The organism is Oerskovia enterophila, assembly GCF_001692445.1.
Taxonomy (GTDB): domain Bacteria; phylum Actinomycetota; class Actinomycetes; order Actinomycetales; family Cellulomonadaceae; genus Oerskovia; species Oerskovia enterophila.
Genome location: NZ_MAQA01000001.1, coordinates 1 through 14,874 on the forward strand (window position 1 = coordinate 1; position 14,874 = coordinate 14,874).

At 73.0% G+C, this 14,874-nt stretch carries 10 protein-coding genes; 6 read left to right on the forward strand and 4 right to left on the reverse strand.

All coding sequences use genetic code 11. The features are described 5' to 3' along the window. Positions 1 to 66: 66 nt before the first annotated feature. Positions 67 to 1,419, reverse strand: coding sequence for an NAD(P)/FAD-dependent oxidoreductase (locus OERS_RS00005; protein WP_068623382.1), 1,353 nt, complete (start codon positions 1,417 to 1,419; stop codon positions 67 to 69). A gap of 298 nt (positions 1,420 to 1,717) precedes the next feature. Between OERS_RS00005 and OERS_RS00010 the strand changes: the two genes are divergently transcribed. The 3 genes from OERS_RS00010 to OERS_RS00020 all read left to right on the forward strand — a co-directional run bounded on the left by OERS_RS00010 (position 1,718) and on the right by OERS_RS00020 (position 5,820). Then, positions 1,718 to 2,671, forward strand: coding sequence for an ATP-binding cassette domain-containing protein (locus tag OERS_RS00010; protein ID WP_231907859.1), 954 nt, complete (start codon positions 1,718 to 1,720; stop codon positions 2,669 to 2,671). A gap of 91 nt (positions 2,672 to 2,762) precedes the next feature. Continuing rightward, on the forward strand, positions 2,763 to 5,093 hold the full coding sequence (locus tag OERS_RS00015) for a YhgE/Pip family protein (RefSeq protein ID WP_068623386.1): 2,331 nt from the start codon (positions 2,763 to 2,765) through the stop codon (positions 5,091 to 5,093). Between the two features lie 22 nt (positions 5,094 to 5,115). After that, complete coding sequence (locus OERS_RS00020; RefSeq protein WP_083201100.1) at positions 5,116 to 5,820, forward strand: TetR/AcrR family transcriptional regulator; 705 nt, start codon at positions 5,116 to 5,118, stop codon at positions 5,818 to 5,820. A gap of 204 nt (positions 5,821 to 6,024) precedes the next feature. Here the strand turns inward: OERS_RS00020 and OERS_RS00025 are convergent, their stop codons facing one another. Next, a complete protein-coding gene (locus tag OERS_RS00025) occupies positions 6,025 to 6,762 on the reverse strand; it encodes an MIP/aquaporin family protein (RefSeq protein ID WP_056652954.1) in 738 nt (245 codons plus the stop codon). Between the two features lie 249 nt (positions 6,763 to 7,011). Here OERS_RS00025 and OERS_RS00030 point away from each other — a divergent pair, with 249 nt between their 5' ends. After that, positions 7,012 to 8,745, forward strand: coding sequence for a M20/M25/M40 family metallo-hydrolase (locus OERS_RS00030; RefSeq protein WP_248948236.1), 1,734 nt, complete (start codon positions 7,012 to 7,014; stop codon positions 8,743 to 8,745). A 167-nt stretch (positions 8,746 to 8,912) separates the two neighbouring features. On the opposite strand, the gene OERS_RS00035 is transcribed toward OERS_RS00030, so the two are convergent. Beyond that, complete coding sequence (locus tag OERS_RS00035) at positions 8,913 to 10,460, reverse strand: APC family permease (RefSeq protein ID WP_068623388.1); 1,548 nt, start codon at positions 10,458 to 10,460, stop codon at positions 8,913 to 8,915. A 213-nt stretch (positions 10,461 to 10,673) separates the two neighbouring features. Here OERS_RS00035 and OERS_RS00040 point away from each other — a divergent pair, with 213 nt between their 5' ends. After that, positions 10,674 to 12,455: a glycoside hydrolase family 9 protein gene (locus OERS_RS00040; RefSeq protein ID WP_068623390.1), complete on the forward strand. Its 1,782-nt coding sequence runs from the start codon at positions 10,674 to 10,676 to the stop codon at positions 12,453 to 12,455. Next, a complete protein-coding gene (locus OERS_RS00045) occupies positions 12,452 to 13,060 on the forward strand; it encodes a GNAT family N-acetyltransferase (protein WP_248948238.1) in 609 nt (202 codons plus the stop codon). The genes OERS_RS00040 and OERS_RS00045 overlap by 4 nt, the downstream gene beginning before the upstream one ends. A 64-nt stretch (positions 13,061 to 13,124) precedes the next feature. On the opposite strand, the gene OERS_RS00050 is transcribed toward OERS_RS00045, so the two are convergent. After that, the gene (locus OERS_RS00050) at positions 13,125 to 14,810 is read right to left on the reverse strand and encodes a beta-N-acetylhexosaminidase (protein ID WP_169834153.1); all 1,686 of its coding nucleotides are present in this window, start codon (positions 14,808 to 14,810) and stop codon (positions 13,125 to 13,127) included. Positions 14,811 to 14,874 lie beyond the last annotated feature (64 nt).

Genomic DNA, 14,874 nt, shown 5'->3' on the forward strand with positions numbered 1-14,874 from the left:
AGATGGGGGGCTCCTTGCCGGGGCGGGGACTGTCCCGCGACCCTACCGGCGGGTGAGGCGCGACGCTCAGTCGTTCGGCGTGACCTCGGGCAGCGGCGACGGACCGTCCGCGGGCACCCAGCCCTTGGGCGGTCGGATCGTGGGGACGTCGCCCACGATCGGCACCGGGCGGCGGTGGAACGGGAAGCCGTAGCGCGTCACGAGCCCGGCGAGCGTCGTGAGGCGGTTGCGGGGCCCGATCAGGCTCATGATGTGCACGAACAGCCACGCCAGCCACGCGCTGCCGCGGGTCAGCCGCAGCTTCCCGGCGATGTCCGCGACGGCCGCGCGCCGCCCGATGACGGCCATGGTGCCCTTGTCGAGGTAGGTGAGCGACGTCGTCGGGCGTCCCTGGACGAGCGCGCGGATGTTGCGCCCCGCGACCTTGCCCGACTGGATCGCGGGCTGGGCGAGCTGCGGCAGGCCCGCGGGCGAGATCGCGATGTCGCCGGCCGCGAAGTGGTCCGGCCAGCCCTCGACCTGCAGGTCGTCGCCCACGCGGATGCGCCCGCCGTCGCCCAGCGGGAGGTTCCAGCGCGAGACCTCCTCGTGCGGGGCCACGCCCGCGGCCCAGACCGTGAGGTCCGAGCGGATGAAGGTGCCGTCGGTGAGCTCGACGCCGTCGGGCAGGACCTTCGCGACGCCCGCACCCAGGTGCAGGTCGACACCGCGACGCTGGAGCTCGCGCGCCGCGTAGGTGCGGAGCTTGGCGGGGAACGGCTTGATGAGCTCGGTGCCGCGCTGGACGATCTTGACGCTGAACGCGTCGCCGTGGATCTCCGGGTACGCCGGGGCGAGGCCCTGCGTGCGCAGCTCGGCGAGCGCTCCCGCGACCTCGACCCCCGTCGACCCGCCGCCCACGACGACCACGCGGAGCCCGTCGTCGGTCTCCGGGGTGGCCGCGGACTTCTCGAGCCGCACGAACAGGGTGTCGCGGATCTTGAGCGCCTGCGAGCGCGAGTACATGGCGAACGCGTGCTCCTTGGCGCCGGGCGTGCCGAAGAAGTTGGTCGTGACGCCGTTGGCGAGGACGAGGTAGTCGTACCGGATCTCCTCGTCGTTGAGGAGCCGGAGGGTCTTGTGCTGCGGGTCGAGGCCCACGAGGTGCTCGTGCACGACACGCACGTTGGGCTGCTTGAGGCGCAGCGCGCGCAGGAAGTACGTGACGTCGCCCGGGTTCAGGCCGCCCGTGGCCACCTGGTAGAGCAGCGGCTGGAACGTGTTGTAGACGCGGCGGTCGATCAGCGTGATGCGCACCGGGGCGCCGGCGAGCGCCTTGACCGTCGCGAGGCCGGCGAACCCGCCGCCCACGACGACGACGTGGGGGAGCGTGTCGTGCGCCCCGGTGGGTGCGGGCTGCGCGGCGGTGCCGTCGTTCACTGTGTGCCTCTCGATACGTCTCGTGGTGCGACACGACGATGTGCCGGGTGGTCCGGGGCACGAGCGTATGCCGGGCGGGGGCCCGCTGCCACGGTGCCGCGCGCTGCGCAGGGGAGCGGGGCGGGGGCGACAGGGGTGTCACCAGCGGCCGGGCCGCGGGTCCGGGCGGCGCCCGTGATGCGGATCACGGGCCGTTCTATCTGACGTCGTGTGGACAACCCGGCCTCTCGGCGCGTAACTTCGAACTGACCGGTCAGTCTAAAAGAGTGGCCGGACTGGAACTTTCGGAGGAACCCCCATGAACCAGCCCGTCGCCCGACACGGCAGCGACGAGGCCACGTACCTCGTGCAGGCCACCGTGACCACGCCCGCCGGCGCCCCCGGCACCACGAACCACCAGGTGCCCGACGGCGCCGCGCACCTCCCGCAGGGCCGGCTCGCCGCCGCGGACATCGCCGACGACATGACGCTGCGCGGCCCGCTCGGCGGCGAGATCGCCGAGACCCTCGAGCCCGCCGACGGCACCCCGCTCCCCGCCGCGGCCCCGCACGCGATCAGCGCCTACGACCTCCAGCTCCACGGCCCGCGCGGCCTGGTCTACGGGCCGGTCGACCTCGAGGTCCCGGCCGGCGAGGTCGTGGTCCTCCAGGGCCCGCAGGGCGCGGGCCGCTCGAGCCTGCTCCTGACCCTCGCGGGCCGCATGGCCCCCGACCACACCCCGGACGGCTGGCTCGTCGTGCTCGGCGAGAGCCTCACGGGCCGTCGTGCGCGCCGCACCGCGGTCCAGCGTCGCGCGGCGATCGCCGGCTTCCACGGGATCGACGAGCTCGACGACGCGGTCACGGTCGGCGACTCGGTGCGCGAACGCCTCACCTGGCTCGCGCCCTGGTACCGCCGTACCCCCAAGGTCACCCAGGAGGTCTACGAGCGCGTGGCCCGTCCCGTGTTCGGCCCGCGCGAGCTGCCCGCGCTCGACTCGATGGTCTGGGACCTCGACGAGGTCGACGCGATGCTCCTGCGCATCGCGATCGCCATGGCCCAGGGGCCCGAGCTGCTCGTGGTCGACGACCTCGACCAGGTCCACGACTCGGCCCGCCGCCAGATCGTCTGGGAGCGCCTCGAGGCGATCGCGGCCACGGGAGTGACCGTCGTCGGCTCGGTCGCCTCGGCCGGCGAGGTCGACGCGATGCGCTGGGGCCGTGCCCCCCACGTCGTGCGGCTCACGACCGGCCCGCAGCTCGTCGCGGCCTGACCCCACCACCCGGGCGACGCTCGTCGCCCCGCCCACGCTCCGCCGTCGGGCCTCATCCTTCGCACGTACAGAACGGAAAACACCTCTCGTGATGTCTTGGACCTCCACCGGTACGGAGCTGCGGCGGTTCCGCCGCGGCCTCCTGCCCAAGCTCGCCGTGGGCGCGATGATCTTCGTGCCCCTGCTCTACGGGGCCATGTACCTGTGGGCCTTCTGGGACCCGACCGGCAACCTCGACAAGCTGCCCGTCGCGATCGTCAACGCGGACACCGGCACCACGATCGCCTCGGACGACGGCGACGAGACGCTGAACGCGGGCGACGAGGTCGCGACCAAGCTCGTCGACTCGGGCGACCTCGAGTGGGCCCAGGTCGACGCCGCGACGGCCGAGAAGGGCGTCAAGGACGGCACCTACTACTTCGCGCTGACCATCCCCGAGGGCTTCTCCGAGGGCATCGCGAGCGCCGCGGGCGACGACCCGCAGGCCGCGCAGCTCATGGTCACGTACAACGACGCGAACTCGTTCCTCGCCACGACCCTGGGACGCAGCGCCATGACGCAGGTCCAGGGCGCGGTGCGCGAGGAGATCGGCGCGCAGGCCGTCGACAAGGTACTCGTGGGCCTCGGCAGCGCGCGCGACGGGTTCGCACAGGCCTCCGACGGCTCGCTCACGCTCACGACCGCGAGCGGTCAGCTGACGGACGGTGCGACGCAGGTCGCCGACGGCGCCTCGTCCGCCGCCGACGGCGCAGGCACGCTCGCGTCCGGGATCGACCAGCTCGCCGACGGCGCGGGCAGCGCCGTGACCGGCGCGGGCAAGCTCGCGAACGGGGCGGGCGCGCTGTCCCAGGGCGCGTCCTCCGCGAGCGCGGGCGCCTCGAAGCTCGCCGCGGGCGCCTCGTCCGCGGCCGACGGGGCCTCGGCCCTCGCGGCCGGTGCGGCCACGACCCAGTCGGGCATGGTCCAGCTCGCCGACGGCGCGCACCAGCTCGCCACGGGCTTCACGGCCCCGACCGGCCTCGTGGCCGGGGCGGACAAGGCCGCCGCGGGCGCCCAGCAGGTGTCCGACGGCGTCGCGCAGGTCCAGGGGCAGGTCACCTCGCTCGCCGGGAGCGTCCCGACGCTCCGCGCGCTGCTCCAGCAGAACGCGGCGGCGCTCGGCGCCTCGACAGACCCCCAGGCCCAGGCGCTCGCGGCCGCGAACCGGCAGGCTCTGGGCCAGCTCCCCTCGGACGCCGAGCTCGCGCAGAGCGCGGCCGGCCTCCAGGCCCTCGCCGACGGCTCGCAGCAGGTCGCCGCGGGGCTGCCCGCCCTCTCGTCGGGTATCAAGGCCGCCTCGGCCGGGGCCGCGCAGATCGACGCCCAGCTCCACCCGGGCGCGGGCACGCAGACGGTCCGTGACGGCGTCGACGGCGTGGCCGCCGGTGCCGCGAACCTGAGCAGCGGCCTCTCGACCCTGCGCGGCGGGGCCTCCGACCTCGCGACCGGGAACGCGTCGCTCGCGTCGGGCGCGGGCACGCTCGCCGCCGGGACCTCGTCCCTCTACTCGGGTGCCCAGCAGCTCGCGACGGGCGCGCAGTCGGCCGCGACCGGGGCGGGGGCGCTCGCCGAGGGCACCCGCACCCTGGCCGACGGGGCCACGCAGGTCGCCGACGGCGGGGCCCAGCTCACCGAGGGCGCGCAGACCCTGACCGACAAGCTCGCCGAGGGCTCCGAGGCGATCCCCGACGACGGCACGGCCCTGCGCGAGCAGCGCGCCGAGGTCATCGCGGCCCCCGTGACCGTCGCGGACACCGACCTGGCCGAGGCCGAGGGCTTCGGCGAGGGCTTCGCGCCGTTCTTCATCCCGCTCGCCCTGTTCGTGGGCGCGCTCATCACGTGGCTGCTCATGCGTCCGCTGCCCTCGCGGGCCCTCGCGACGCCCGCGTCGGGTCTTCGCACCACGCTCGCCGGGTTCCTGCCCGCGCTGTGCATCGGGTTCGCGCAGGTCGCCGTGATGCTCGCGGTCATCCACTGGGGCGTGGGCCTCGACATGACCCACGCGCTCGGGACGCTCGCGTTCACGACGCTCGTCGCCGCGACGTTCCTCGCGCTCCAGCAGGCCCTCATGGCGCTGCTCGGCCCGGCCGCGGGCAAAGTCGCGATCCTGGCGCTGCTCATGCTCCAGCTCGCGTCCTCGGGCGGCACGTACCCCGTGCAGACCACGCCCGCGTTCTTCCAGGTCATCCACCCGCTGCTGCCCATGAGCTACGCGGTCGACGGCCTGCGCCAGACGATCACGGGCGGGGTCGACGGACGGCTCTGGTTCGCGGTGGTCTACCTCGGCGTGCTGCTGCTAGCGTCGCTGGCGATCAGCGCCTGGCGGGCGGGACGCATGCGCACCTGGACCCTCGACCGCCTGCACCCGGCGCTCGAGATCTGACGACGAAGAGGTTGGACGAACGATGACGACGACCGAGGCGGACCCGACGGCGGACGGACGCGACGCCGTCGGGCCCCTCGAGCCCGGTGCTACCGCTGGGGCCGCTGGCTCCGGGGCGCCCGCTGGGGCCGCTGAGCCCGACGTGCCGACGGGGACCCGGCGCGAGCAGGCCTTCGCGGCCCGCCGCGCCGGGACCCGGCAGCAGATCATCGACGCGGCCGTGAGCCTCATCGCCGACCAGGGCTTCACGGCCACGTCCGTCGAGGACATCGCGTCCGCGGCGGGCGTGGCCAAGGGCAGCGTCTACTACAACTTCGGGTCCAAGTCCGACGTGTTCGAGGCCGCGCTCGCGGGCGGGCTCGAACGGCTGACCCTCACGCTCGAGTCGGCCCGCGCGGACCTGCACGGCAAGGCGGCGCTCGCGGCGCTCATCGCGTCCCTGCTCGAGCAGATCCGCGCCCACCCGGACTTCGCGAAGCTCCTCGCGGCCGAGGTCTTCCGGGTCGGGCGCGAGTGGCAGGAGACGGTCGGGCACATCCGCGCACGCGTCATCGAGTTCTACGCGGCCGCGCTGCGCGAGGAACGACCGGGGGCCGACGTGTCGCTGCTCGCGGCGTCGGTGTTCGGGGCGACGCTCGTCGCGGGCCTCGAGTGGCTCGTGTTCCAGCCCGAGCGCGAGTTCGACGAGGTCCTGGCCGCGGTGCTGGAGCTGGTCGCGGGGCTGTGACGGGCGTCGGCCCACCGGCCTGAGCCGTGGTGCCGGCCGCACTCGCCGCCCGCGGGCGCCGGGCGCGCGACAAGCGGTGCGTGCCTTGCCGTCGGCAGCGCACTGCACAGACGGGATGCGGTCCGCCCGGGACCCAGGCCTGTGCCCGGCTCGGCCGAGACGCGACGGCGGGACGCACGCTCCGCCGTCGGGCCGCTGCACTGCTCAGCCGAGCAGGAGCTTCCAGCAGCCCACTCCGATGAGCCCCGCGAGGAGCGGAGCCACGACGGGCACCCACGCGTAGCCCCAGTCGGAGGGGCCCTTGTGCTTGAGGGGCAGGAGCGCGTGCACGATGCGCGGCCCGAGGTCACGGGCCGGGTTGAGCGCGGGCCCCGTCGGCCCGCCGAGCCCCGCGACGAGCCCCCACACCAGGAAGCCGAGCGCGAGGTGCGCGAGACCGGGCTCGGTCGTCGTCAGGGGCGAGTTGATGATCGCCAGGGCGCACGAGAACAGGATGACCGAGCCGAGCAGCTCGTTCGCGAACCCGTTCAGGCGGCTGTGCGCGGCGTTGACGGTCGAGAAGGTCGCGAGCACGTCGTCGACGTTCTCGGTGCGGTCGTAGTACGGCTTGTGCGTGGCGACGATCGCGAGCTGCCCCGCCATGGCCCCGAGCATCTGCGCGACCACGTACGGCGCCACGTCGGCCCACGGGAACATGCCCCACGTCGCGAGCCCGATCGTGAACGCCGGGTTGATGTGGTTCCCGCTGATCCCGCCGAACATGAGGGCCGGGATCATGACGCCGAACCCGTAGCCCATCGCGATCAGGCTCCAGCCGCCGCCGTAGCCCTTGGACCCCTTGAGGTGCACGTTCGCGACCGTGCCGTTGCCGATGATGATGAGAATCGCCGTGCCGATGAACTCGCACGCGGCGCGCACGGCCAGGGAGTAGTCGGGATCCATGCGCACACCCTGCCAGGGGCGGGGGCCGGGCGGGCGGCGCGACACCCCGCGAGACGCGGCCTGGCGACGGGGCCACCGAGACCCCGGAAGTCACCTGAAAAGGGACGATGCGGTAAGTATCGTGTTAAGTCCCCGCTTTCCTCTGTCGTGTTCTGCCCGCTGCCCTTACGCTCGCGACAACCGAACTCCCCGCAACGTCGCGCCGAGTGTGCGGTCGCCTGCGTGGGGGACCAGTGGAGGAGAACGAGTGTGAGAACACGTCCGATCGTCCCGTCCGTCGCCGCGCTGAGCCTGGGGCTCGCCGCGGTGTTCGTCCCACCGGCAGCGGCGGCCCCGCCTGCCCCGCCCGCCCCGCTCGAGGACCACGTCTCGGGCGAGGCCGTCATGCAGCACCTCGAGCAGTTCCAGGCCATCGCGGACGCCAACGGCGGCAACCGCGCCATCGAGACCCCCGGCTACGAGGCCAGCGCCGCGTACGTCGAGCAGGTCCTGACCGACGCCGGGTACACGCCCGAGCGCCAGTACTTCACGTTCGAGGACCTGAACGTCGACGAGCTCTCGCTCACGGCCGCCGGGGTCGCCGTCACCGAGGACGTCTACCCCGCCGAGTTCGCCCCCGACACCCCCGCAGGAGGCGTGACGGGCCCGCTCGTCCAGCCTGTCGACGCCCTCAAGCACGGCTGCACGGCCGAGGACTGGGCCGGGGTCCAGGCCACGGGCGGCGTCGCTCTGATCAGCCGCGGCACGTGCGCGTTCGGCCTCAAGGTCCAGCTCGCCGCCGAGGCCGGCGCCTCGGCCGTCATCATCTACAACAACACGGTCGGCGCCATCAACCCGACGCTCGGCGCGCCCAGCGACGACTGGGTGCCCGCGGTCGGGATCCCGCAGGCCGCGGGCCAGGCCATCGTCGCGGCGCTCGCGGGCGGCCCGGCCGACGCGACCTACGTGCTCCAGACGTCGATCGTCTCGCACACGACCTTCAACATCCTCGCCGAGACGAGCACGGGCCGGGCTGACAACGTCGTCATGCTCGGTGCGCACCTCGACGGCGTGCCCGAGGGGCCGGGCATCAACGACAACGGGTCGGGCTCCGCGGCGATCCTCGAGACCGCGGTCCAGCTCGCCGAGCACGGCGGCCCGCTCGACAACCAGGTGCGCTTCGCCTGGTGGGGCGCCGAGGAGGTGGGCCTGGTCGGGTCGACGCACTACGTCGACGACCTGGTCGCGAACGACCCGACGACGCTCGACCAGATCGCGACCTACCTGAACTTCGACATGGTCGGCTCGCCGAACTACGTGATCGGGGTCTACGACGCCGACGAGTCCACCTACCCGGCGCCGGTCGAGGTCCCGCCGGGCTCGCCCGAGACCGAGGACGTGTTCACGGACTACTTCGACTCGATCGGTCAGGCCTGGGTCGACTCGGAGTTCTCGGGCCGGTCGGACTACCAGGCGTTCATCGCGAACGGCGTCCCGGCCTCGGGCCTGTTCACGGGGGCCGACGACATCAAGACCGACGCGGAGGTCGCGCTGTTCGGCGGCACCGCGGGGATCTGGCAGGACCCGAACTACCACTCGGTGAACGACGACATCGAGAACATCGACCCGGTCGCGCTCGACATCAACGCCAAGGCGATCGCGCACGCCACGGCGTCGCTCGCGGCCGACACGTCGGCGATCAACGGTGTGGTCTCGCCCGTCGACCCCGAGCTGACGGGGCTCACGGCGACCGCGCGCTGCACGGGCAAGGTCGCCACGCTCTCGGTCGTCGCGACCAACGGTGAGGACCGGCCGCTCGACGTGCTCTTCTCGACGCCGTTCGGCACCAAGACGTTCAACCACGTCAACCCGGACAAGAACGTGCACCAGTCGTTCAGCGCCCGGTCCGGCTCGCTCCCGGCAGGCAGCGTGACCGTCAGGGCGTGGGACGACGCGGGCTCGCAGGAGACCTACACGGTCGACTACGCGGCGCTCACCTGCTGACCCGGCCGTGAGCCCGAGGTCGCCGAGGTAGAGGCCGACCGTCGAGAGAGAGGGTCCCGGCCCTCTACCTCGACGTGATCCCTCTACCTCGGCGGCCGTGCCCGACAGCGCCCCCTCCTCCGGTGAGACTCTCGCCGGAGGAGGGGGCGCCGTCGTGCACGGGAAGGTCAGGCAGGTGGGGCCGGGTCGCCCGGCGCACCTGCCCCGCCCGGCGCACCCGCAGCCTCAGCCGCCTCGCGCGCCGCCACGTTGCGCTTCGAGAGCAGGCTGTTGCGGTACCCGAACGACGCGTAGAGCACGAGCCCGATCACGACCCACACGAGGAACCGCAACCACGTGAGGGTCGTCAGGTTCGTCATGAGCCACAGGCACGCGACGCCCGAGAAGATGGGCAGCACGGGCGACCACGGGACGCGGAAGCCGCGCGGGATGTCCGGGCGTGAGCGGCGCAGGATCGGGATGCCGAAGCTCACGAGCACGAACGCCGAGAGCGTCCCGATGTTGATCATCTCCTCGAGCAGCTCGACCTGCGCGAGCCCTGCGATGAGCGCGACCACGATGCCCGCCCCGACCTGGAGCCGGACCGGGGTGTGGAAGCGGTGCGAGGTCTTGGAGACGCCGCGCGGCAGCAGGCCGTCGCGGCTCATCGAGAACATGACGCGCGTGAGGCCCAGGAGCAGGACCATGATGACGGTCGTCAGGCCGATGAGGATGCCCACCGAGATGACGCGCCCGGCCCAGTCCGCGCCCACCAGGATGAAGGCCGTGGTCAGCGAGGGGTCGTCCGAGGCCGCGAGGTCGGTGTACGGGACCATGCCCGTGACCACGAGCGTCACCAGGATGTACAGCACCGTGACGACCGCGAGGCCGCTGAGGATGCCCTTCGGGATGGTCTTCTGCGGGTCCTTGGCCTCCTCGGCCGTGGTCGCGACGACGTCGAACCCGATGAACGCGAAGAACACGAGCGCGGCGCCCGCGAGCAGGCCCATGACGCCGTACGTCGTGGGCTCGAGGCCCGTGAGGAACCCGAACAGGGGCTGCTCGAGCGCCGTCTTCTCGGGCGCGGGCTGCGACGGCGGGATGAACGGCGTGTAGTTCTCGGCCTTGACGTAGAAGAAGCCCACGACGATCACGAACAGCGTGATCGCGACCTTGATGATCGTGAACACGCTGTTGATGCGGCTGCTGAGCTTGGTGCCGATCGCGAGGAGCGTCGTGAAGACCCCGACGATGAACACCGGCCCCCACTCGAGGTCGACCGGGCCGATCGGGATGCTCAGCGGCAGGTCCACGCCGAACAGCGAGAACGCGTCCGCGAGGTAGATGCCCCAGAACTTCGCGATCACGGCCGCCGCGAGCAGCATCTCCAGGATGAGGTCCCAGCCGATGATCCACGCGACGAGCTCGCCCATGGTCGCGTAGGAGAACGTGTAGGCCGAGCCCGCGATGGGCAGCGCCGAGGCGAACTCGGCGTAGCACATGACGGCCAGCGCGCACACGATCGAGGCGATGACGAACGAGATGATGACCGAGGGCCCGGCGAAGTTCGCGGCGGCCGTCGCACCGACCGAGAAGATGCCCGCCCCGACCGCGACCGCGACGCCCATGACCGCGAGGTCCCAGGCGTTGAGGTCGCGCTTGAGCGAGCGTTCCGGGTCGTCGAGGGACGCGAGGGACTCCTCGACGGACTTGAGTCGCAGAACACCTTTGGCCATCGCTCCAGTCTGTCGGCCGGGTGGGCATCACGCGCGGTGGGGGCCCGACGGCGCAGCATCCGTCGAGGAGGTCCCTCGCCGAGGAGGAGGGGTGCGCTCCGTGTCTCATGATGTATCTTCTGGTATCTAGTGGTACGGATGCGACGAACGGTGGAGAGCGATGACAGCGACGAACGGCCGTCCCCTGCTGGGCACGACGAAGCAGGTGGGTGCATGAGGCTCACCGCCCCGCTCACGGTGCTCGTGAACCACCTCGGCTACGCCGCGACCGGGACCAAGAAGGCCGTCGTCGCCACGACCGTCCCCGTGGACGTGACCTCCGCCCGGCTCGTGCGCGTCGGCGCCCCGGACCCGGGCGACGTGTCCCGAGAGGTGAGCCTCGCCGTCGGGCCGGAGGAACAGGTCCCCGGCTGGACCACCGGGACCTACCGTCGCATCGAGCTGCCCGAGCAGCTCGCGCCCGGGACCTACCGTGTCGAGGTGGTCGCGGCCGACCAGGTGCACGCCTCGCGCGACGTGATCGTGGGCGACCACCGTCTCCAGTACTCGACCGTCTCGGACGTCGCCGCCTACTTCCGCGCGGTCCGCTCCTCGGGGGAGATCGACCGCAAGGACCGCCACGCTCGCTTCTACGGCGACGGCTCGGGTCGCGAGGTCGACGCGCGCGGCGGCTGGCTCGACGCCTCGGGAGACTTCTCCAAGTTCCTCAGCCACCTGACCTACACGCGCATGATGAGCCCGCAGCAGATCCCGCTCTGCGCGTGGGCGCTCATGGCGGCCCGCGACGAGCTCGAGCACCGGCACCCCGAGCTCTGGCGGGCGCAGGGCAACCGGCTCCGCGACGAGGCGCTGTTCGGGGCCGACTTCCTGGTGCGCTTCCAGTCGCCCGAGGGCTACTTCTACACCGGCATCTTCGACGCGCTCACCAAGGACCTGCACGAGCGCGTGATCACGGCGCCCCTCCAGGACTCGGTGCGCACGCAGCGCTGGCAGGCCGGCTACCGGCACGGTGGAGGGCTGGCCGTGGCCGCGCTCGCTCGGGCCTCGACCCTCGACGACGACGGCGAGACGACCCGCGCCGGCTACCTCGCGGCAGCCGTCCGAGGGTTCGAGCACCTGGAGACCCACAACCGGGAGTACCTGTTCGACGGCGAGGAGTCGGTGATCGACGACTACTGCGCCCTCCTCGCGGCGTCCGAGCTGCTGGTCGCGCTCCGCGAGCCCGCCGCGCCCCGCTCCGCCGACGAGGACCTCCGCGCGACCGTGGAGGAGGCCGCGCGCCGCCGCGCCACGTCGCTCTGCGACCGCTACCGCACGGACCCGGACGGGATCGGGTTCCTCGAGGGGGACGTGCTCGGGCGTCCGTTCTTCCACGCGGCCGAGACGGGGCTGCCCCAGGTCGCCCTGCTGCGGTTCGCCGAGGCCGTGCCCGACGTGGGCGGCGACGTCCCCCTCGCGGCCCGTGCACGGCGCACGGCCCTCGCGCTCGCGCTCGCGACCGCGAGCCGGGTCGACGACGTCCCCAACCCGTTCGGCTACCTGCGCCAGTACGTGCAGCCCGACGGCGAGGAACCGCGCACCGCGTTCTTCTACCCCCACGCGAACGAGACCGGCTACTGGTGGCAGGGCGAGAACGCCAACGTCTCCTCGGTCGCCTACGCGGCGGTCCGGTGCGCCGAGCTCGACGAGTGCCCGCCGGACGCCCGGGCGCGGCTCCTGCGTCTCGCGGACGACCAGGTCCACTGGGTCACGGGGCTCAACCCGTTCGACGCGTCGATGCTCCAGGGCAGGGGCGCGAACAACGTCGAGTACTCGACGGCCTTCCAGAACGTGCCCGGCGGGATCCTCAACGGGATCACGAGCGGGTTCGACGACGAGCAGGACGTCGACTTCATGCCGCCCGGCCCGGCCAGCAGCGGCGACTCCTGGCGGTGGGCCGAGCAGTGGATCCCCCACACGGGCTGGTTCCTGCTCGCCGTGAGCGCGGTCCGGTGAGCGGGCTGCGGACGTTCGAGCCGTTCGACCTGCCCGGCATGTACGACGTGTGCCTGCGCACGGGCGACTCGGGCCGCGACGCCACCGGCCTCTACACCGACCCGCACCTGCTCGGGCACGTCTACGCGGGGCCGTACCCCGTGGCCGACCCGGGGCTGACGATCGTCCACGTCGACGAGCTCGGCCTCGGGGGCTACGTCGTGGGCACCGCCGACACGCTCGCGTTCGAGGAGTGGCTCGAGGCCGCGTGGTGGCCCGCGCTCCGCGCGCAGTACCCCCGCAGCCTGGCCGCGGACCCTCGTGACGGGACGCAGGACTGGGAGCGCGTCGCGCACCTCCACGACGTCCGGGTCACGCCCGACGAGCTCTACGAGAGGTACCCCGCGCACCTGCACGTCGACCTGCTGCCCCGCTGCCAGGGGGCGGGCGTCGGGAGGCGCCTGATCGCCGAGCTCGTGGCGAGGCTCGAGGAACGCGGGGTGCCCGGGCTGCACCTGGGGGTGGGGTCGGGCAACCCCGGGGCGCGCGCCTTCTACGAGCGCGTCGGGTTCACGTCGGTCAGGGACGCGGACTGGGGCTCGACCATGGTCATGGACCTGCGCTGAGCCCGCACGGCGGGGGCCGGGTGACGACGGGACCTCGTCGTCACCCGGCGCCTGACCGACGGGCTCAGGGGGCGTCGGCGACCGACTCGACCCAGGTGCGGGTGGCGCCGATCGTGTCCGTCGACGTCCGCTTCCACACGCCCTCGCCGCCCTGCTGCCAGGGGTGGGGACCCTCGAGCGGGCGGTACTCGACGCCCAGCGCGTCCAGCCGGGCCAGGTGGTGCCGCAGCCGGGCGTCGAAGTCCGGGCGGTCGTCGATCGCTCCGGACCACAGCACCTCGGCGAGGGCGCACGCGCGGGGGAACGCGAGGTAGTCGATGCGCCGCTCGTCGGGGACCCACTCGCTCCAGACCTGGAACTGCCCGCCCAGGACGTGGCCGCGCTGGGCGTCGGTCCAGCCGGCGGGAGCCGGGGCGAAGGCCGCGACGTCGTCGAGCGTGATGGCGCCTCCCTCGGAACGGGGCTCGCGCGGGTCGTCCGACTGGTCGAAGTTGAAGTAGGTCGGGAAGAGGGGCGAGCGCACCACGTCGTGGGTCTCGGCCGCACGGGACGACGCCCGCTCGCCGCGCCAGGCCATGACGATCGTGTCGTCGAGCACCCCGCCGGTCACCAGGCCCTCGTCCCACACGATCGCCCGCACCCCGCGGGTCGAGAGGTGGGTCGCGAGAGCGCGCAGCAGGTGAGCGTGCATCTGGGCGGGCTCGGTGTAGCCGTGCTCGGCCATCTCACGGGAGATCTCGGGGTCCTCGGACCACCAGGACATGTCGCACTCGTCGCCTCCGAGATGGACGTAGGGGACGTCCATCGCGTCGCACAGCTCGTCGAGCACCTCGGTGAGGAACGTGACCACGGGCCGGGTCGGGCTCACGGACGAGCCCCCGGCCCACACGGTGTCCTGGACCGTGTGGTCGACCCCCGGCCGGCCGAGCTCCGGGTAGGCGGCCCGGAGAGCCGACGTGTGGCCCGGGACGTCGATCTCGGGCACGACCACGACGCCCCGCTCGCGCCCGTAGCGCGCGATCTCGCGCAGGTCGGCCAACGAGTACCGGCCGCCGTGGGGCGTGCGGTCGTGCTCACCGTCGGGGCCCAGGCGCGTCGAGGGCCGCCAGCTCCCCACCTCGGCCAGCCGGGGGAAGCGTTCGCTGGCGATCCGCCAGCCCTGGTCGTCGGTCAGGTGCAGGTGCATCCGGTTGAACCGGTGGGCTGCCAGCAGGTCGATGTAGCGCAGGACGGTGCGCTTGGGAGCGAAGTGGCGCACGACGTCGAGCATGCCCCCGCGCCACGGGTACCGGGGCGAGTCCTCCACGCGCCCGCACGGGAGGTCGAGCGCCGTGTCGGGCAGGCCCGACCCGCGCAGCGCCGAGGGGGGCAGGAGCTGGGCGAGGGTCGTGAGGGCGTGCGAGACGGACTCGAGGTCGGTCGCCTCGATCGTGACGCCCTCGGGGGCCACGTCGATCGTGTGGGCGGGGCCTTCGGGTTCGGTCGCTGTCCGGCCCACCCGGACCTCGAGGGGCACCGGTGGGCCGTCGTCGCGCAGGTTCCCCGCGAGCAGGCCCAGGCGCGCGACGGCGCGGAGGACGGACTGCTCCGCGGCGGCGAGCGTGCCGTCCGGCAGGTGGGCGCCGACGGGCGCCGCCTCGGTGCGGAGCCCGACGCGGACCGCCACGCCGGGCCGCAGGTCGAGCCGCCCGGGCCGCTGACCTGCGCGTTTCGGGCGGGGAAGGAGCGTGTCGTAGGGTCCCCGGGGCATGTCGTCGGCGAGACCTTCATCGGTCGCCGAGCGCGGATTCGTATAAGACAACATGGGACAACCT